Raw genomic sequence first — 16533 nt, forward strand, 5'->3', positions numbered from 1 at the left:
ATGGCTCCTTATTGTTTGTCCTGATTGGCCGCTGCTGGCATGTCGCTCGCATGTTTTTGTACATACTGGGTCAGGAGACGAACCTGTTCCTGAGTCAGTGAAGTACGGCCGGACATACCTTTAACCACCCCAATCCACTGGTTGGCGTTAAAGCGATTCAACTCGGTCAGGCCATGACAGCCGGTACAGTTGTTAGCCATTAATTCAGAAGCGTAACTCCAGATTTTTTGTTGATCGCCAATCAGATTTTTCGCCGGCAGCCAGACCTGCAGATCGACTTCATGCCAGACCTGTTTGGTCTCTTCATCGGTAACGGAGCCAGAGACTTTTAACGCTTTGCGAGCTTCTTCGCCCAGCAGCGCGCTCATAATGCGTTTGCCGCGCGCGGCGTAGAAAGCTTCGGTGACGCCATCCTGTTGCCAGCCATGAACATCCGCCAGCACCATGTCGCCTTCACGCTTCACCACTTTCACTTCAGTGGAGGCCATCAGGTTACCGTCGTTATGGTCGCCTGCTTTCTCGCTCAGCCAGAACGGCTGGGTCTGAATGGTGTAAAGGGTAGTCGCGGTCGCCGGGGTTTTCGCCGCCGCGTTAGCGAGCTCGCTGGCCCCTGCCGCCGCCAGGCCGCTCATGTTCGGCAGAATATGCGCCACGCCTTTATGGCAGTCGATGCAGGTTTCGCCCTCTTTGATCGCCACTGGATGCTGCTTACGGGCTTCAGGAGTCTGCGCCAGAATATCCATCGCTTTATAGTCGTGGCAGGAACGGCAGGTCGCCGAATCGCTCTTCTTCAACCCATCCCAGACGCTCTGGGCCATCGCCAGTTTATGCGCCTCGTATTTTTCCGGAGTGTCGATTTTGCCGGTCATTTCACCCCAGACATCTTTCAGGGCGCCAATTTTGGTCAGCATATAATCGATCGGCTGATGAGGAACGTGGCAATCGGCGCACTCGGCGCGAATACCTTTATCGTTCTGGAAATGCACGCTGCCCTGATATTCCGCCAGAGGCTGCTGCATGGTATGACATGACACACAAAATTCGGTATCGCTGGTTTTATGCATAATAGTCGCGGTACCAGCCAGCAATACCACGCCAATAATGATCCCAACCAGCAAGGCGATAAATATAATTTTTCGCCTACCAGAGCGTTCCAGTGAAAGTTTACTCATCTTATTATTTAACCCTTTTCCTAAATGAAAGACGCAAAAGTCCCTGCCAGATGGCAATCGTTATATAAATAAATCTATAACGATTGCACTCACCTTCTAATCCAACTAAATTTTTGGAAATTTTCGGAGCCAGGATAATCAGCCGGGGATGATTATCCTGTGATTTCAGAGCGATAACCCATTGCAAATCCAATATGCCTTCGAGCAATACTCACGTTATTTTAATTATTGCAGAATAGCGGCTTGTTCTTTTTTAGCCCGGTCAATACTACGAATGATAATTTCTCGCTGAGCATCATCCGCCGGTAACAGTTGCAGCATCAGCTGCCACGCTGCGATCGCTTTGTCATACTGCTGGTGCTCAAAGGCGTTAAACGCCGCCAGGCTAAGCACCCGCACATCGTTATGGTTATTCTTCAGCAACGTATCGAGCAGTTGCTGGGCTTCACGGCTATCGTTGGGATCCGTAGAGTGAAGTAACGCTTCGGTATATCCCAGCTGCGCATCGGCGTTGCCTGGCGCCAGCTGTCGCGCCTTATCAAACGCCTGTAACGCGGCGCCTGGATTATTGAGCACCAGTTGCAGCCTGCCGAGCATCGTCCAGCTCAGCTGGTCGGCCGGGTATTGCTGCAGGCGGGTGCGTAGCCCCAGCGCCAGTCGAAACAGCTCTTCTTCCGACAACGGTTTACCCTGTGGATCCATCACCCGCTGCATCAGCTGCGGCGTTTGCTGGACAACTTGCTGCCACTCAACCACGCGGGTCATGTAACTCGTTCGGATAAAAACCCCTACGCATAAAGAGGTTAGTATAATAACCCCAAGAATATACACCCAATAACTACTATTTTTGTGATTCGTTTCGGCAGATTCGGGCAAATCTTCCAATAAATTCAAGCGTAAATCGTCAACCAGCTGCTGTTGCTGCGCCGCGTTCACCGCTGAAAGATCCTCATCAAGCTCCTGCAGGCGCGCCCGATAAATCATATGGTTCATGGTATTGCGGTCAACGCGCTGCCTGCCGCTCCACGGAATAAACAGCAGCGCCGCGGTTCCCAGCAGTAACACCAACATGATGAGCAAAGCGACAATCATTTCAGGGTCCTTTTATTGTCATCAAGCAGCGCCTTTAAGCGTTCCTGTTCCTGCGCGCTCAGCTCGCTGATGCGTTCAGCCCGTGAGCGACGGCTTAAACGGAAAATCACCAGCGCGCCGCCCACAACGAAACAAGCCGGCAGCAGCCAGAGGATAATCGTCGCTGGGGTCACCGGCGGTTCGTAGGTCACGAAGTTGCCGTAGCGCGCCACCATGTAATCGGTGATTTGCTGATTGCTTTGTCCCTGCTCCATCAATTGCCAGACCTTTTTGCGCATGTCGGCGGCAATCATCGAGTTCGAATCGGCAATACTGTTGTTCTGGCATTTCGGGCAGCGCAGCTGTTCGGTCAACTGGCGGAACTGCTGCTCCTGAGCCTCATCTTTAAATGGATAGGTATCAATCGCCGCCAGCGCCTGAAACGAGAACAGCGCCGTCAGTAAAGTGATGAGCAGATATTTCACGCGCCCCCCTGCTGGCTATATTTATTCCACAGCGGCAGAATCTCCTGCTGCCAGACCCGCTCGTTCACATCGCCGGCATGGCGGTAGCGGATAATGCCTTTGCCGTCGATGAGGAAAGTTTCCGGCGCGCCATACACGCCAAGATCCAGCCCCAGCATGCCGTCGCCGTCAAACACCCCCAGCGCATACGGGTTGCCCAATTCGTGCAGCCAGTTCACCGCTTTCTGGCGATCGTCTTTATAGTTGATGCCAACGATGCGAATGCCCTGCGCCGCCAGGGAGCGCAAATACTGATGCTCCGCCCGACAGGTGGGGCACCAGGTGGCCCAGACGTTAATCAGCACCGGTTTACCATTGATAATGTTAGAGGGATCCAGCATGACATCCGGTTTTTCCAGCGACGCCAGGCGGAAATCCGGCAGAGGTTTACCCACCAGCGCAGATTCAAGCACGGTAGGATCGTCGCCGTCACTATTGCGCATCAGTTGCCACATCAGCGCCGCCGCCAGAATCAGGAAGATAGCCAGCGGTAAATATAAGACTTTGCGGTTCATCACGCGTTCTCCGGCAGTGATTTACGTAAGCGGTAACGTGGGTCCAGGATGCACAGCACGCCGCCAAACGCCATTAACATCCCGCCGAACCAGATCCAGCGAACAAAAGGTTTATAGTACAAGCGCACCGCCCAGCTACCGTCGGCCAGCTCTTCACCCAGCGCAGCGTACAGGTCGCGTACCAGCCCGCCGTCGATGGCGGCTTCGGTCATCTCCATCCGGCTGCTGCTGTAAATGCGTTTCTCCGCCCGCAGCGTACTCACGTGACGGCCATTCTGCGAAACTTCGATCACCCCTTCACCGCCAAAGTAGTTCGGCCCGGTGATATCCCGCACGTCACGGAACACAAAGTGATACTGGTGGATATCGACGCTATCGCCCGGCTTCATTCGCACGTCGCGTTCAATGCTGTAATTCTGACTGAAGGCAATGCCAATGACGGTGACCACCAGCCCCACATGGCCGGCGACCATTCCCCAATGGCTGCGTCCGAGGCGGGTCAGCCCGCGCCAGAAGGGGTGGCGATCGGTGGCGCGCTCCACCACTTCCATCACGGTAAGCACGAATGCCCACAGCGACATCAGCAGGCCAACTACGGTCATGGCTTTAATACGATCCTGCATCAGCCACGGCAGTGCGATGGCCAGTACGACGGCAACCACCGCTGCAATCAGCAGCCGCTTACGCAGCTTGTGGAATTCATCGCGACGCCAGTGCACCAGCGGCCCGATCCCAAGCAGCAACGAGAACGGGATCATCAGCGCAATAAAGAGGGAATTAAAGAACGGCTCGCCGATAGAAATGCTGCCTAGCCCCAGTAGCTTGTGTATCAGCGGCAGCAGCGTCCCCAGCAGCACCACCAGCATGGCGGCAATCAGCAGCACATTGTTGCCCAGCAGCAGCGACTCGCGCGACCACAGTTCGTGACGCACCCGGGAACGTACCTTGCCGCCTTTGATGGCGAATAACAGCAGCGAACCGCCGATAGTGATCACCAGTAGCGCCAGAATAAACATGCCGCGCGTAGGATCGGAAGCGAAGGAGTGTACGGAAATCAGTACCCCGGAACGCACCAGGAAAGTGCCCAGCAGACACAGCGAGAACGCCAGAATCGCCAGCAGCACGGTCCAGGATTTAAAGCTGCCGCGCTTTTCGGTGACCGATAGCGAGTGAATCAGCGCCGTTCCCGCCAGCCACGGCATCAGGGAGGCGTTTTCTACCGGATCCCAGAACCACCAGCCGCCCCAGCCGAGCTCATAATAGGCCCACGCCGACCCCAGCACGATACCGACCGTCAGAAAGCTCCACGCCGCCAGCGTCCACGGGCGTGACCAGCGCGCCCACGCGCTATCAAGACGCCCGGTCATCAGCGACGCAATGGCGAAAGCGAAGGCCACGGAGAAACCCACATAGCCCATGTACAGCATCGGCGGGTGGAAGATCAGCCCGATATCCTGCAGCATCGGGTTCAGATCGCGCCCCTCGATGGGGAAATCAGGTAGCGTTCGCACGAAGGGATTTGAGGTCAGCAGGATGAACGCCAGAAAGCAGAAAGAGATCATCCCCATCACCGCCAGCACCCGCGAAGAGGCTTCCAGCGGAATATTACGGCTCAGGGCCGCGACCGCGCAGGTCCAGCCGCTCATCAGCAATACCCACAGCAGCAACGATCCCTCGTGGGCCCCCCAGGTCGCCGCTACGCGATACCACACCGGCAGCAGCGTATTCGAGTTACTGACGACATACAGAACGGTGAAGTCATTCACCACAAAGGCATACACCAGAATGAGAAACGCCCCGAGGATGGCGGCAAACATCGCTACCGACAGCGGCTTCGCCAGCGCCATCATCCGCGCATCCTGCCGCATCGCGCCCCAGGAGGGAAATAGCGCCAGCAGGCAGGAAATGCCCAGCGCCAGGCACAGCAGGAAGAGGCCAATTTCAGGGATCATTGCGCGGCTCCCTGTGGCTTCTCAGCCGGATGATGATTCTCTTCCATCGCTTCTTTCACTTCCGGAGGGGTGTAATTTTCATCGTGTTTCGCCAGCACTTCCTTCGCGCGGATATGCGTCCCGTCCTGCAACGTCCCCTGGGCTACGACCCCCTGCCCTTCGCGGAACAACGCCGGCAGTATCCCGGTATAGCTCACCTCGACGACGCCGCGGGCATCATAGAGTTTGAAGGTCACATCGAGGGTTTTATCGTCACGCTTCACGCTGCCGGGCATCACCATGCCGCCGATACGTAGACGCTGTCCCGGCTCTGGCTTCTGGCCATTTTCCCGTTTGCCGTATATCACTTCGCCTGGGGTATAGAAGAGATCGATATTGGAGCTTAATGCATACATCACCAGACCAACGGTCAGCGCCAGCCCCCCAATCACTCCGCAGGCGAGCCAGAGACGTACTTTACGCCGAGGATTCACAACGCATCTCCCTTCATTGTGCTTTGCTTACGCGCCGCCGATACCCGCCGCTCGCGCGCCATCTGCCGGCGTACATCCGCCAGCAACGCCCGGCGCTGCCAGCGGGTATGGATGAACAAAATCAGCAGCGCGATGACCGTCACTGCAACCGCCAGCCAGACATAAAAGGCGTAGCCGCCCATCTGCCAGAAATCGCTCCAGGAGTGAAAAGCGCTGGTCATGAGTTCTCCTCGCGTTTACTAGCGCCAGCCAGCGCCACGACCCACGGGCGGCGGCGCTCCTGCAACAGAATTAAATTACGCATACGCATTAATGTCAGAGTAATAAAGAGGAATAAGAAACCGAAAATGGTTAAACGCAACGGCATGCGCATCGACGGATCGATGGTTTTCTGCATATTGGTCGAGCCCTGATGCAGGGTGTTCCACCACTCCACGGAATAATGAATAATCGGCAGGTTAACCACCCCAACCAGCACCAGTATCCCGGCGGCGCGCCCGGCCAGCCGGCGATCGTCAAAAGCGTGATACAGGCCAATCACCCCGACGTATAAAAACAGCAGGACCAGTTCGGATGTCAGACGCGCATCCCAGACCCACCAGGTTCCCCACATCGGTTTTCCCCACGCGGAACCGGTCACCAGCGCAATAAAGGTGTAAACCGCGCCTGGCAGCGCCATCGCAATCACCGCTTTATCCGCCATTTTCATCTGCCAGACCAGGCCGACAAAAGCGGTCACGGCCATGGAGCCGTAAATCCCCATCGACCACATCGCCGCCGGGACGTGCAGATACATGATGCGATAGCTTTCACCCTGTTGATAATCTGCCGGGGCGTAGACAAATCCCCAGACGCAGCCCACCACCAGAAACAGCGCGCTGAGGATAGCCATCAGCGGAATGAATCGTCCGCATACGCTATACAGGCGCTCTGGAATGGCGAGTTGATGTAACACTTTCCACATTTTTTTTGCCTCATTGCCCCGAGGGAACGGGAATTATTGCACGCTAATTCTGAGTGCCGCCGCGGTAGCAAACGGACTTAAGGTGGCGCTTCCCGCCAGAAAGGCGCCAAGAATGGCCATATAGCCGTCAACCGGCAACTGCATCTGCGCCGCGCCCACGGCGGCGGTGGCGAAAATCAGTAACGGAATCATCAGCGGCAGCACCAGCAGGCTCAGCAATACGCCGCCGCGCCGCAGGCCGACGGTCAGCCCCACGCCGATGGCGCCAATAAAGCTCAGCGTTGGCGTGCCCATCAATAGCGTCAGGGCCAGCACCTGCCACTCCGCCGTCGAAAGTCCGAATAACATAGCGATCAGCGGAGAGATTATCAGCAGCGGCAGCCCGGAGACCACCCAATGCGCCGCGATTTTTGCCAGCACCACCAGCGACAGCGGCACCGGCATCAGCATCAGTTGCTGCAGCGAGCCATCCAGCCAGTCATCGCGAAACAGCCGGTCCATTGCCAGCAGCGAAGAGAGTAACGCGGCCACCCAGACAATGCCCGGCGCAATCTGCCGGAGCAGCTGCGGTTCAGGGCCGATACTGAGGGGGAACAGAGTGATAATAATCAGGAAAAACCACAGCGGGTTGATAATTTCGGCGTAATTGCGAAAGGCGAGGCGCAGGTCGCGCCAGAATATCTGCTTGATCATGCCGCGACCGCCTCATCGTCGCTCAGCATAATCGTGCGTAAAGGAACGCAGAGCGGGCGCAGAGGTTGATGGGTGGTCAGGATGACCGCACCGCCCTGGCCGACGTGCTGCTCCAGCCGGGTGGTCAGCGTTTGCACGCCAGCCGCATCGAGCGCGGTGAAGGGTTCATCTAAAATCCAGAACGTCGCGCGGCTGAGCCAAAGCCTCGCCAGCGCGACGCGCCGCTGTTGCCCGGCGGAGAGTTGCGCTACCGGAACATCTTCAAAGCCCACCAGCTCAACCTGCGCCAGCGCCTGCCAGCGCGCCTCAATGGTCGCCTCGGGATGATAAAAGCGCAGATTTTCGTCCGCCGTTAGCGCCCCTTTAACCCCCACCTGATGACCGAGCCATAAGAGCTGCGCGTGCCAGCTATCGCGAGTACGCCGCAGCGGTTTGCCCTGCCAGAGAATTTCCCCTTCTTCTGGCGTCGATAACCCGGTTAAGAGATGTAATAACGAGGTTTTACCCGCGCCGTTGGGGCCTGAAATTTGAATAATCTCGCCGGGTTGTACCGCAAACGATAGGTGGGTAAAAAGGGTTCGTTCATCCCGCAGGCAGGCGATATTTTTTATTTCCAGCATCAGAAAGCAGGTCCAGTTCGGGGGTCAGCGCATTCAAGTGCCTTATTATAACGAAAGAAAACAATCTGTTTTGCTGAATATATTAAAAATTTTGAACCGCCGCTAAACAGGTAAAAATGCTAAAAACTCATAATCGAACGTGCCAGTAACGGTTGCATTTTCGCCACTACCGGCATTCCCTTCTTTAGCGATGCAAACGTAAGGTACTGGCAAGAGAGGATATCGCCGCAATAACGCAGGCGAGGCCAAACACATAAACAGAAAATTGTGCGCCGGCGAGACCGGTTAAGCCGTTCAACAGCGCTATAACCATCGCCACCAGCGCCGCACCAATGGACAGCCCAGTCGTCCTGGCGGTGGATAATACCCCGGAGGCCGTTGCCGTGCGATTTGCTGAGACATTAGCAAACATCTCCTTATTGTTTGGCGGCAGGAATAAGCCATACCCCACCCCGCAAACGGCGGTCCGCCACAGAAAATCATTCACCGTTGCAGCGCCCGGCAACAGTGCCAGCGAGCCTAAGCCAAGACAAAAGATAACCACCCCGACAGTTGAAATCTGCGTCGGATTAAAACGGTTTGACAAGCTTCCCGCCAGCGGGGCGCAGATTGCGACCGCCACCGGCCACGGCGTAAAGATAAACGCCGATTCCAGTACTGAGTAATGGTAGGTATGTTGCAATACAAACGGTAAACCGACCAATGCCATTCCCTGGGCGATGAACAAAGAGCTGGACGAGATCACCGCCAGGGTATATTGGCGTGAGCGAAATATATCAAGCGGCAATAAGGGGTGCTTTGCTCGCGTCTGGGCGATAAAAAAGAAGGCAAATAACGCCACTGATGCCACCGCGCAGTAGATAAGCGTTCGGCCCTCCCAGCGGCCAATTTGATCGACCGCCACCACCATCAAGCCTAATGCCGCCGCTGAACTCACGGCCCCGGCCCAATCAAAGCCCTGCTCCTTTTCGTTATCCTCCCCTAATGAAATCAAGGAGAAAACAATCGCAGCGCCGCCAGGCAGGATATTGATATAGAAAAGCCACGGCCAGGAGAGCGACGAGATGATAAATCCGCCCAGCGCCGGACCGATAGCCGTGCCAACCGCGAAGGCCAGCGCATTCAGCCCGAAAATCGTTCCTAGCGCGCAGGGTGGGAAAATAACCCGGTACAAGCCCAGCCCCACGCTTATCATGACCGCATAGCTTACCCCTTGCAGTATCCGCATGGTAACCAGTACGCCAAAGGTCGGCGCAAGGCTACAGCCCAGCGAAGAGAGCGTAAATAACACCATTCCCGCCGTATAAAAACGCTTCTCACCGATTCTGCTGCCCAGCGACGCGCAAATCAGCATCGTCGCCGCGCTGGCTACCTGATAGCCGTTGGTGATCCAGATACCGGACGCCGAATCGACCCGTAACGCACTGGCAATCGAAGGCAAGGCGACATTGACAATGGAACTATCCAGCGCCGCCATTAGCACGCCAATTAATATGGCCGCGGCGGCTAAATAGCGCCTCGGTGCCTCAAAACCTTGATCAAGTGAACAACTACTTACCAGCGACATATCCGCAGGTCCTTATCAAAACAGATCAAATGGTTTTATTGTTATGAATGTCGCCAGAGGGAAAAACCAGAGAATAAAATCGAGATTATTAGCGAAAAAATCGATGGCCGTTCGTCACCGCGATAATCATCGCTATATTCGTCAATAATTAAAAATCTGATGACAAAGTAGTCACCAAAATTTATAAATATGCTGGCGGATAGAAAATAACGCTCATATAAGGTTTAAGATGAAGCTTAATGAACTTCTGGCGTTCGTTACTGTTGTGGAAACGGGGAATATCACCCTGGCGGCAGAACGTCTGAATCGAGTGCAATCCAGTATTTCCCATCGGATACGCAGCCTGGAAAGTAGCCTGGATGCCACGCTATTAGACAGGAAGAACGAGGGGTGCATCCCAACCGAGCAGGGAAAGATATTATATGAATATGCCCTCAAAATGCTTAACCTGGCGGATGATTGCAAACACAACATTACCCTTTCAAAAAGACGCCGATTAACGATTAAAATCGGCATCATTGAATGTTTGCCGCCCTATGTTATCAGCGCATTGATTGATTCAGGCCATGACTTAGGCTGGGATATTGATGTTTCAATCGGCAATACCAGCAGTTTACTTAATGCTTTCGATAGACACGAATATGATGCGGTCATTATTGGCGCGGGCTTCTCCTCCCCACAGCATACGCGCGCTATGTTGCTCACTAGTGAGTTAGTGATTATCACCGCGAAAGATCATCCAGCCATCACCGCGACCTCCGCTCTGGATGACAATGTCTTTTTATTGAGTAGTAAAAAATGCGCAACTTCAACGCGCAATCTGGATATGTTATTCCGTGAAGGCAACATTACTCCCAGGCGCGTCGTGGAGTGCGGCTCTTACCCGGTGCTGTTCTCAAATATCGCCGATGGCAAAGGGGTCTCGCTGGTGCTGCGTTGCTCAATCAGCGATGAGATCCAGCAAAAAATAAAAATCCATCCATTAACAGGTGAATTTAATGATTTCGGAATTGAGCTGCTCTGCCGCCCTGAGGGCGCCCATTTCGATTTGCAGCAGTTGAACCTCATGGTGGCATCCGTATTTCAGGATCCACGGCTGCGTGAGACTGGCTATTAATTCCGTCCGCCGGGATAATTTGATAGCCGGACGAGCATTTTTTAATCCTGGCGAAACCTGCTGTATCAAAATGCATCCCGGCAACCAGTATCTGTTCAGCGCAGACCTTTTCAAGAAGGCGAATGCGCGTCTCCTGCGCCAAAAGCGGGTCGAAGTCGAAGGCTATTGTGACCTCGGGGTCTAATAGCTGAATATGGGGAAAATGCACAATATCCCCCCACACTAATACGCGTTCTATGCTTCCAGAGAGGAGATACCCCGTATGGCCTGGCGTATGTCCTTTTAATGCCAGGGCACTGATACCAGCAAACACCTCGCCTTCATCAATCAGCCGTAAACGATGCTGATATTGTTTAAACACGCTGCGCGCGAACATAACATTACCTTTAACGCGTTCACTGGCCGTAACCAAATTACGGTCATCTTCGAGATAACTGAATTCATCTTGAGGTATTATCAATTCAGCATGAGGAAATACCGCGTCTTGCTGCGAATTAATTAAGCCACCGATGTGATCGGGATGCGCATGGGTCAACAGTACGGCGTCAATATCCTCTGGTTTGACGCCAAGTTTAGCCAGATTATTGATCAGTTGGCCTCCCCACCCCTTAACGCCGCCAGCGCCGCTATCGATCAGGATATTCATCCCGGCTTGTTGTACCAGAAAGGTGTTTATGTTGACCGCATTCGGTTGTGCGATACGGGCGTTAGCCTGGATGTTTCTGCACTCGTCTTCATCAATTTTGGTTAACAGGCCAAAACCTACCTGCAAATAGCCATCGCTTACGGCAGTAACGCGCATATCGCCGAGGACTATACTGGGAAAAGTAGTATTCATCGTTTACTCATCAGTATCAGTGTAATCGCCAAAAACAGCCTCCATTATTAGAGGCTCTCACCGCTATGCTCTAACGGATAATTTCGATATCACCATCGATATTGTTGATTGCCGCTGACCGAAGCCCCCTTCCCCCACCTGCTACGCTTACTACTCCATTCCATAAAAAAGGTTCAACCATGAATATTGATTTATCGGGGAAAGTCGCGCTGGTGACGGCAACAAAATATGAGTTCAAAACCTGTTCATATAAATGTAGACTATCCCTGCTAATGCTTTCAATGGATGCCAATTGATGAAAACAAACATTACTGAAAAAGATTTGGTTGATAACGGTTTTAGTGATAAGAACATATCCCGTCTGAAAGAAATCCTGTCCCGACAGGAAAACTCTGGTGAATCATTAACGACATTAATTACTGACCTAAGAAAACGTTTTTACGCGGGAGCCCTCTGTTTAGCTTTACTATTTTCGTTAGCTATTTTCGCACTAATCTTCTATCCCATAGCAGTGGGTTTAAGCTATATACCCGCGATGATTATAGGGATAGCTATCATTTATTACGTTATCCCGTTAGACCTCTCATGGAAGGCCTGGAGATTTGTTAAGGGTTCGAAATGAAAATTGTTCAATTTCGACCATGTTGTATTTCATAAATGTTATTCCCTATCTGTAGTCCTTTCCAACCAGCACCTGTACCTTTAATTACAAGGGCTGCACGACTCATGGCCGAGACTTTCCGATAGAAATCAGGTGCGGTATATCGATATAACCGCCAGACGTCCGGTTTTAACGTGAGCTTGAAAAGTCCATAGTATGATGTTGCTAGATCAACGAACTGGTATGCTAAAAGACCGAGCTTGCGATCAAACCCTAGAAATTGTGCTGAATTTTCATAAGCATCTCGCATAAGATTCGAAGGATTATCTGAACCGGAGAGCTTCTGGACACCCTCTGCGACAGACGAAACGCCATTGAGAAATAAAGTTGCTCCCGCAAGCATTCCTATAACGTTACCGGTTGGCAACGATGTGGCAAACACGCCAGTTCCAGCAACCATTTGCAGTCCAGCCACCACCACACCTATTCCATCGATGATATAGCTGGCCACCTTTCTATTCTCTTGATATATTTTAACTGAAGCAGCGACTACAGACTCCCCTGTTCTTAACATGCGGTCCTGTATTTTAAGATTATTTCTTTCTTCAATAAGATTACGAATGTAATGTTGACATTCTTCATTACTAGCGCTGCTTTTAATAAAAAGTAATTGTTGGTGCGCAAAGTTTTTTACTTCCTCCTGAAATCTTATACGTGTAAGTGCATCGCTTAAATGAAAAGCAGACACGGCCACAGCTGTATTCATCAAGCTATTAGCTTCCATTGCGGCCAAAGTAGAAAAATAAGTTGAGAAACGATAATTGCCAATATAAATATCCATTATCAATCCTTACTGCATGTGGCTATTTTATTTAACCTAACATGATTCAGCTGTCTTGTAGAACAAAATTGTAAAGCCAGACAGGACTCCCTCACCTATTTAAATCATCACGTGAATGATTAATGGCGTTTATAATCACCCCGATATATATATTAATAGCGTAAAAGCAGCACATTCAGAAAAAATTAATATAAATTAATACGCATCACCGCATTAGTAATATTTAAAAACATTTCATTTTTAGAACCTAATGTTAATTCTCTATATTACCCCACAACAACCCTCAAACTTCCTTCCCCGCCCCCATCAGCGCAATCCCCACCTGCTACGCTTACTACTCCATTCCATAAAAAAGGCTCAACCATGAATATTGATTTATCGGGGAAAGTCGCGCTGGTGACGGCATCCACGGCCGGCATCGGTTATGCCATTGCCAAAGGGATGGCGGCCAGCGGCGCGGAAGTGATTATCAACGGCCGCAGCGAACATAGCGTTAATGCGGCGATGGCACGGCTGCAACAGGAGGTGCCGGGATTCCGGCCCTATCCCGCGGTGGCCGATCTCAGTGATGCCGCGGGCGTCGGCCAACTGCTGCAGGCGGTAAATGAAGTCGATATCCTGGTGAATAACGCCGGTATTTACGGCCCGCAGGATTTTTACGCCACCGATGACGCCACCTGGGAAAACTACTGGCAAACCAACGTGATGTCCGGCGTTCGCCTGTCACGCGCGCTGTTGCCCGCCATGGTGCGTAAAGGCTGGGGTCGGGTGGTCTTTATCTCCTCCGAATCGGCACGCAATATTCCCGCCGACATGATCCACTACGGCGTAACCAAAACCGCGCAACTGTCGCTGGCGCGCGGGCTGGCGAAATACGTCGCCGGCAGCGGCGTCACTGTAAACAGCGTGCTGCCCGGCCCAACCCTTTCTGACGGTTTTGCCGAAATGATGAAAGATGAGGTCACGCGAACCGGCAAGCCGCTGGAACAACTGGCGAAAGAGTTTGTCATGGCGCAACGCCCCGCTTCGGTTATTCAGCGCGCGGCCTCGGTGGACGAGGTGGCCAATATGGTGGTCTACGTCTGTTCGCCGCAGGCATCCGCCACCTCCGGCGCCGCGCTGCGGGTCGATGGCGGCGTAGTCGATGATATTGTCTGAATTACCCCGCTAAGCAAAGGGAGCAAAGCTCCCCTTTCTCACCTGCAGTTGCGCTATTTAGCGCTAAATAGCTCAAAAGGTTTAAAACACGCCGCGATGTCGCACAAAGTGAACAGGAAGTCACATTCACGATATTTATCATTGCTGTTTTGAACATAAATAGTGGTGTTAATGTCTGTCATCAGAAGCTTACTTTTCTTTCTCGGCGCAGCGGCGGCTTCCGCCATCGCGGTACTTTGTCTATGGATGGATATCCGGGTGTTTGGCAACGATATCCCGGAGATTTCGCTCACCGAGGTAGTGCAGGAGGGCGTGCTGGCGGTAATCGTGCTGATGCACTTCCTGCTGGCGAAAAAATATGAGCTCCTGCGCTACTGTAATATCCTCGTTGGCGGCTTCTTCCTGGCGATGCTGATCCGCGAACTGGATGCGCTGTTTGATCTTATTACTCACGGTAGCTGGGTGTGGTTCGCGCTGGCAACGACGATAGCCGCGCTAATCGCTCCGCTGCGCCACGCTCGTCAAACGCTGTCGCAACTGGCGCAATACACCCGCACGCCTTACTACGGCATGATGATAAGCGGCCTGCTGGCGATTCTGGTCTTCTCACGGCTGTTCGGCATGCATGGCTTATGGTATGCCGTACTCGATGAAAACTACGCGCGGGTGGTGAAAAACACCGTTGAAGAGGGTAGCGAGTCGTTCGGCTATATGCTTTGTCTGACCGCCTCAATTGGCTACTACTGCTACTTCCGCTATCAGGCGCGGCAGAAAAGCTAATCCACTGCGCCGCCAGAATGTCGCATTCTGGCGGCAGCGCGAATCATGAATTACCCCTGAATTTTCCACTTCCGCTTGAGCACATTTTTGTCCTGGCTATCCAGCCAGTGGTTCACTTTCTCAAGCAGCGCCGGATTATCCTTATTCATCATATAAACCTTATAGCTGGCGGTGCCGGGGAACGGCGTCTCATTCGCCACGCAGAACACGCCGGGCTCCTTGCTCTGGTAGTAATCCCCTTCTATCAGGTCGGTCACCATCATATCGGCCGTTTTTTGCCGCAGCGCCTGCAGATTATCGACATTGTTCTGCACGCGGATGATCTGCGCATGCTTGATATGCTCATCAACGAAACTTTGGTTGGTACCGCCGGGGTTCACAATCACCTTCACATTCGGCTGGTCGATTTTTTCAAGGCTGCCGAGCGCTGACGCGGCGCTGCAGTTCGCCAGCGCGATTTTACCATTGGCCACCACCGGATGGCTCAGGGAGAAATCTTTTGCCCGTGCCGCCGTCTCCGTTACGCCTCCCATCGCGATATCAAACTTATCGGCTTTTAAATCAGTCGATAACGTTGGCCAGCTGGTGATAATAAACGTCACCTTCACTCCCAGCGTTTTACCCAGATCGTGCGCCATATCGACGTCATAGCCGATAAGTTCGCCGGCGCCGTTATGAAAGGCCAACGGCGCGTAGTCCCCCGGCACGCCGACTTTTAACTCGCCGCTTTGTTGAATTGACTGCATATCGCGCGCCTGGGCGCCGCAGGCTATCACCGCCGCCATCAGGGCCACACCCAACTTTAACTTCATCTTAAATTCCTTATGATTTCATCTTCATGCCGCCAGAGACTACGGTTTTCACCACCGTTGCCGTCAGCTTTGGTAGCGCAAGCGGCGTGAGTTCACCTTGCTCCTGCGCATGACGCAGTAATTCACAAAAGCGCGCCACCTCGTTCACCGGAAACATAGCAATATCCTGTGCAGAATATTGCCACCAGCGCAGCGCTAACAGCTGCTCAACAATCGGTTCGGCAAAACGATATTTGATGAGCTTCGCCGGGTTCCCGCCAACCATGGTATACGGGGCAACATCTTTCACCACCAGCGCGTTGGCGGCGATAACCGCGCCATCGCCAATGGTAATCCCCTGCGCCAACGTCACGTTTTGTCCAATCCAGACATCATTGCCAATCACGATGGGGCGCGTCTGTTTTTCAAAAGCGTAAAAATGGTTTTCCCGTCCGTTATCCGCTGCCAGGGTTTCCATTAGCGCTGAATGACGGGCGTAAAAAACCGGGCTGGAGCTTGCCCACTCTAAGGGATGACGATCGCCTAATACCTGTAATCTATCAGCGATTGAGGTGTAGCGCCCAACCTGAATAAACGCCGGCAACAACGTACGGGTGTAACTGAAAGCCCCCAGCGAAGCCAACCGCTCGCCACAGCGCCCCCAATAGGTGGTATAAGGTTCAGTGCATAAATTTTCTGGTACTTCAATTGGTTGCTCATCACGATAAAACGGATGGTCGCAAACCAGCCTCTGCCCGCCGAGGAAAATACGCTGACTTTGTAATAACGATCTTATTTCGCCAAATGCGATTTTCATTTTTCACCCTTTCCTGTCCAGCGTAATGTCGTCACCCAG

The 16533-nt window shown here is 53.0% G+C and carries 19 protein-coding genes; 4 read left to right on the forward strand and 15 right to left on the reverse strand.

What is annotated here, in order from left to right; translation table 11 throughout:
• Positions 1-8: 8 nt before the first annotated feature.
• The 11 genes from EAE_RS01260 to EAE_RS01310 form a co-directional block, all read right to left on the reverse strand.
• Positions 9-1172 carry a NapC/NirT family cytochrome c gene (locus tag EAE_RS01260; RefSeq protein WP_006798114.1) on the reverse strand — a complete coding sequence of 388 codons (1164 nt, stop codon included), beginning with the start codon at positions 1170-1172 and terminating at the stop codon, positions 9-11.
• A gap of 225 nt (positions 1173-1397) precedes the next feature.
• On the reverse strand, positions 1398-2264 hold the full coding sequence (ccmI, locus tag EAE_RS01265) for a c-type cytochrome biogenesis protein CcmI (protein WP_015703209.1): 867 nt from the start codon (positions 2262-2264) through the stop codon (positions 1398-1400).
• Entirely contained in the window at positions 2261-2728 is a 468-nt protein-coding gene (locus EAE_RS01270) for a cytochrome c-type biogenesis protein (protein WP_015703210.1), read from the reverse strand. The genes ccmI and EAE_RS01270 overlap by 4 nt, the downstream gene beginning before the upstream one ends.
• The gene (locus EAE_RS01275) at positions 2725-3282 is read right to left on the reverse strand and encodes a DsbE family thiol:disulfide interchange protein (protein WP_015370115.1); all 558 of its coding nucleotides are present in this window, start codon (positions 3280-3282) and stop codon (positions 2725-2727) included. The genes EAE_RS01270 and EAE_RS01275 overlap by 4 nt, the downstream gene beginning before the upstream one ends.
• Positions 3282-5234 (reverse strand): heme lyase CcmF/NrfE family subunit, encoded by a 1953-nt coding sequence (locus tag EAE_RS01280; RefSeq protein WP_015703211.1) that lies wholly within the window; start codon positions 5232-5234, stop codon positions 3282-3284. The genes EAE_RS01275 and EAE_RS01280 overlap by 1 nt, the downstream gene beginning before the upstream one ends.
• Complete coding sequence (ccmE, locus tag EAE_RS01285) at positions 5231-5707, reverse strand: cytochrome c maturation protein CcmE (RefSeq protein WP_015703212.1); 477 nt, start codon at positions 5705-5707, stop codon at positions 5231-5233. The genes EAE_RS01280 and ccmE overlap by 4 nt, the downstream gene beginning before the upstream one ends.
• Complete coding sequence (ccmD, locus tag EAE_RS01290; RefSeq protein WP_006798167.1) at positions 5704-5928, reverse strand: heme exporter protein CcmD; 225 nt, start codon at positions 5926-5928, stop codon at positions 5704-5706. The genes ccmE and ccmD overlap by 4 nt, the downstream gene beginning before the upstream one ends.
• Entirely contained in the window at positions 5925-6671 is a 747-nt protein-coding gene (locus EAE_RS01295; protein ID WP_006798169.1) for a heme ABC transporter permease, read from the reverse strand. The genes ccmD and EAE_RS01295 overlap by 4 nt, the downstream gene beginning before the upstream one ends.
• A gap of 33 nt (positions 6672-6704) precedes the next feature.
• The gene (gene ccmB / locus EAE_RS01300; protein WP_015370111.1) at positions 6705-7364 is read right to left on the reverse strand and encodes a heme exporter protein CcmB; all 660 of its coding nucleotides are present in this window, start codon (positions 7362-7364) and stop codon (positions 6705-6707) included.
• Positions 7361-7984, reverse strand: a complete 624-nt coding sequence (gene ccmA / locus EAE_RS01305) for a cytochrome c biogenesis heme-transporting ATPase CcmA (RefSeq protein ID WP_015370110.1) — start codon at positions 7982-7984, stop codon at positions 7361-7363. Before ccmA ends, ccmB begins: the two co-directional genes overlap by 4 nt.
• Before the next feature lie 184 nt (positions 7985-8168).
• On the reverse strand, positions 8169-9551 hold the full coding sequence (locus EAE_RS01310; protein WP_015703213.1) for a DHA2 family efflux MFS transporter permease subunit: 1383 nt from the start codon (positions 9549-9551) through the stop codon (positions 8169-8171).
• Between the two features lie 229 nt (positions 9552-9780).
• Here EAE_RS01310 and EAE_RS01315 point away from each other — a divergent pair, with 229 nt between their 5' ends.
• Entirely contained in the window at positions 9781-10668 is an 888-nt protein-coding gene (locus tag EAE_RS01315) for a LysR family transcriptional regulator (protein ID WP_015703214.1), read from the forward strand.
• On the opposite strand, the gene EAE_RS01320 is transcribed toward EAE_RS01315, so the two are convergent.
• The gene (locus EAE_RS01320) at positions 10616-11506 is read right to left on the reverse strand and encodes an MBL fold metallo-hydrolase (protein ID WP_015703215.1); all 891 of its coding nucleotides are present in this window, start codon (positions 11504-11506) and stop codon (positions 10616-10618) included. The two genes, EAE_RS01315 and EAE_RS01320, sit on opposite strands and share 53 nt — an antisense overlap.
• Positions 11507-11801: 295 nt before the next feature.
• On the opposite strand from EAE_RS01320, the gene EAE_RS01325 reads away from it, so the two are divergent.
• Complete coding sequence (locus EAE_RS01325; RefSeq protein WP_015703216.1) at positions 11802-12128, forward strand: hypothetical protein; 327 nt, start codon at positions 11802-11804, stop codon at positions 12126-12128.
• A 7-nt stretch (positions 12129-12135) separates the two neighbouring features.
• Here EAE_RS01325 and EAE_RS01330 read toward each other — a convergent pair whose 3' ends face one another.
• The gene (locus EAE_RS01330; protein WP_015703217.1) at positions 12136-12948 is read right to left on the reverse strand and encodes a DUF4225 domain-containing protein; all 813 of its coding nucleotides are present in this window, start codon (positions 12946-12948) and stop codon (positions 12136-12138) included.
• 363 nt (positions 12949-13311) lie between these two features.
• Between EAE_RS01330 and EAE_RS01335 the strand changes: the two genes are divergently transcribed.
• A complete protein-coding gene (locus EAE_RS01335) occupies positions 13312-14106 on the forward strand; it encodes an SDR family NAD(P)-dependent oxidoreductase (RefSeq protein ID WP_015703218.1) in 795 nt (264 codons plus the stop codon).
• Between the two features lie 171 nt (positions 14107-14277).
• Positions 14278-14886: a hypothetical protein gene (locus EAE_RS01340; RefSeq protein ID WP_047079396.1), complete on the forward strand. Its 609-nt coding sequence runs from the start codon at positions 14278-14280 to the stop codon at positions 14884-14886.
• Positions 14887-14936: 50 nt separating this feature from the next.
• Here EAE_RS01340 and EAE_RS01345 read toward each other — a convergent pair whose 3' ends face one another.
• Entirely contained in the window at positions 14937-15698 is a 762-nt protein-coding gene (locus tag EAE_RS01345) for a transporter substrate-binding domain-containing protein (RefSeq protein ID WP_015703221.1), read from the reverse strand.
• Between the two features lie 10 nt (positions 15699-15708).
• On the reverse strand, positions 15709-16494 hold the full coding sequence (locus EAE_RS25445) for a CatB-related O-acetyltransferase (protein WP_015703222.1): 786 nt from the start codon (positions 16492-16494) through the stop codon (positions 15709-15711).
• Positions 16495-16533 lie beyond the last annotated feature (39 nt).

It is taken from the genome of Klebsiella aerogenes KCTC 2190, from assembly GCF_000215745.1.
GTDB classification, from domain to species: domain Bacteria; phylum Pseudomonadota; class Gammaproteobacteria; order Enterobacterales; family Enterobacteriaceae; genus Klebsiella; species Klebsiella aerogenes.

What these genes read in the sequence shown, in the direction of transcription:
- EAE_RS01260 (WP_006798114.1), bottom strand. Translation starts at nt 1,172, where the DNA reads ATGAGTAAACTTTCACTGGAACGCTCTGGTAGGCGAAAAATTATATTT.
- ccmI (WP_015703209.1), bottom strand. Translation starts at nt 2,264, where the DNA reads ATGATTGTCGCTTTGCTCATCATGTTGGTGTTACTGCTGGGAACCGCG.
- EAE_RS01275 (WP_015370115.1), bottom strand. Translation starts at nt 3,282, where the DNA reads ATGAACCGCAAAGTCTTATATTTACCGCTGGCTATCTTCCTGATTCTG.
- EAE_RS01280 (WP_015703211.1), bottom strand. Translation starts at nt 5,234, where the DNA reads ATGATCCCTGAAATTGGCCTCTTCCTGCTGTGCCTGGCGCTGGGCATT.
- ccmD (WP_006798167.1), bottom strand. Translation starts at nt 5,928, where the DNA reads ATGACCAGCGCTTTTCACTCCTGGAGCGATTTCTGGCAGATGGGCGGC.
- EAE_RS01295 (WP_006798169.1), bottom strand. Translation starts at nt 6,671, where the DNA reads ATGTGGAAAGTGTTACATCAACTCGCCATTCCAGAGCGCCTGTATAGC.
- ccmB (WP_015370111.1), bottom strand. Translation starts at nt 7,364, where the DNA reads ATGATCAAGCAGATATTCTGGCGCGACCTGCGCCTCGCCTTTCGCAAT.
- ccmA (WP_015370110.1), bottom strand. Translation starts at nt 7,984, where the DNA reads ATGCTGGAAATAAAAAATATCGCCTGCCTGCGGGATGAACGAACCCTT.
- EAE_RS01310 (WP_015703213.1), bottom strand. Translation starts at nt 9,551, where the DNA reads ATGTCGCTGGTAAGTAGTTGTTCACTTGATCAAGGTTTTGAGGCACCG.
- EAE_RS01315 (WP_015703214.1), top strand. Translation starts at nt 9,781, where the DNA reads ATGAAGCTTAATGAACTTCTGGCGTTCGTTACTGTTGTGGAAACGGGG.
- EAE_RS01320 (WP_015703215.1), bottom strand. Translation starts at nt 11,506, where the DNA reads ATGAATACTACTTTTCCCAGTATAGTCCTCGGCGATATGCGCGTTACT.
- EAE_RS01325 (WP_015703216.1), top strand. Translation starts at nt 11,802, where the DNA reads ATGAAAACAAACATTACTGAAAAAGATTTGGTTGATAACGGTTTTAGT.
- EAE_RS01330 (WP_015703217.1), bottom strand. Translation starts at nt 12,948, where the DNA reads ATGGATATTTATATTGGCAATTATCGTTTCTCAACTTATTTTTCTACT.
- EAE_RS01335 (WP_015703218.1), top strand. Translation starts at nt 13,312, where the DNA reads ATGAATATTGATTTATCGGGGAAAGTCGCGCTGGTGACGGCATCCACG.
- EAE_RS01340 (WP_047079396.1), top strand. Translation starts at nt 14,278, where the DNA reads ATGTCTGTCATCAGAAGCTTACTTTTCTTTCTCGGCGCAGCGGCGGCT.
- EAE_RS01345 (WP_015703221.1), bottom strand. Translation starts at nt 15,698, where the DNA reads ATGAAGTTAAAGTTGGGTGTGGCCCTGATGGCGGCGGTGATAGCCTGC.
- EAE_RS25445 (WP_015703222.1), bottom strand. Translation starts at nt 16,494, where the DNA reads ATGAAAATCGCATTTGGCGAAATAAGATCGTTATTACAAAGTCAGCGT.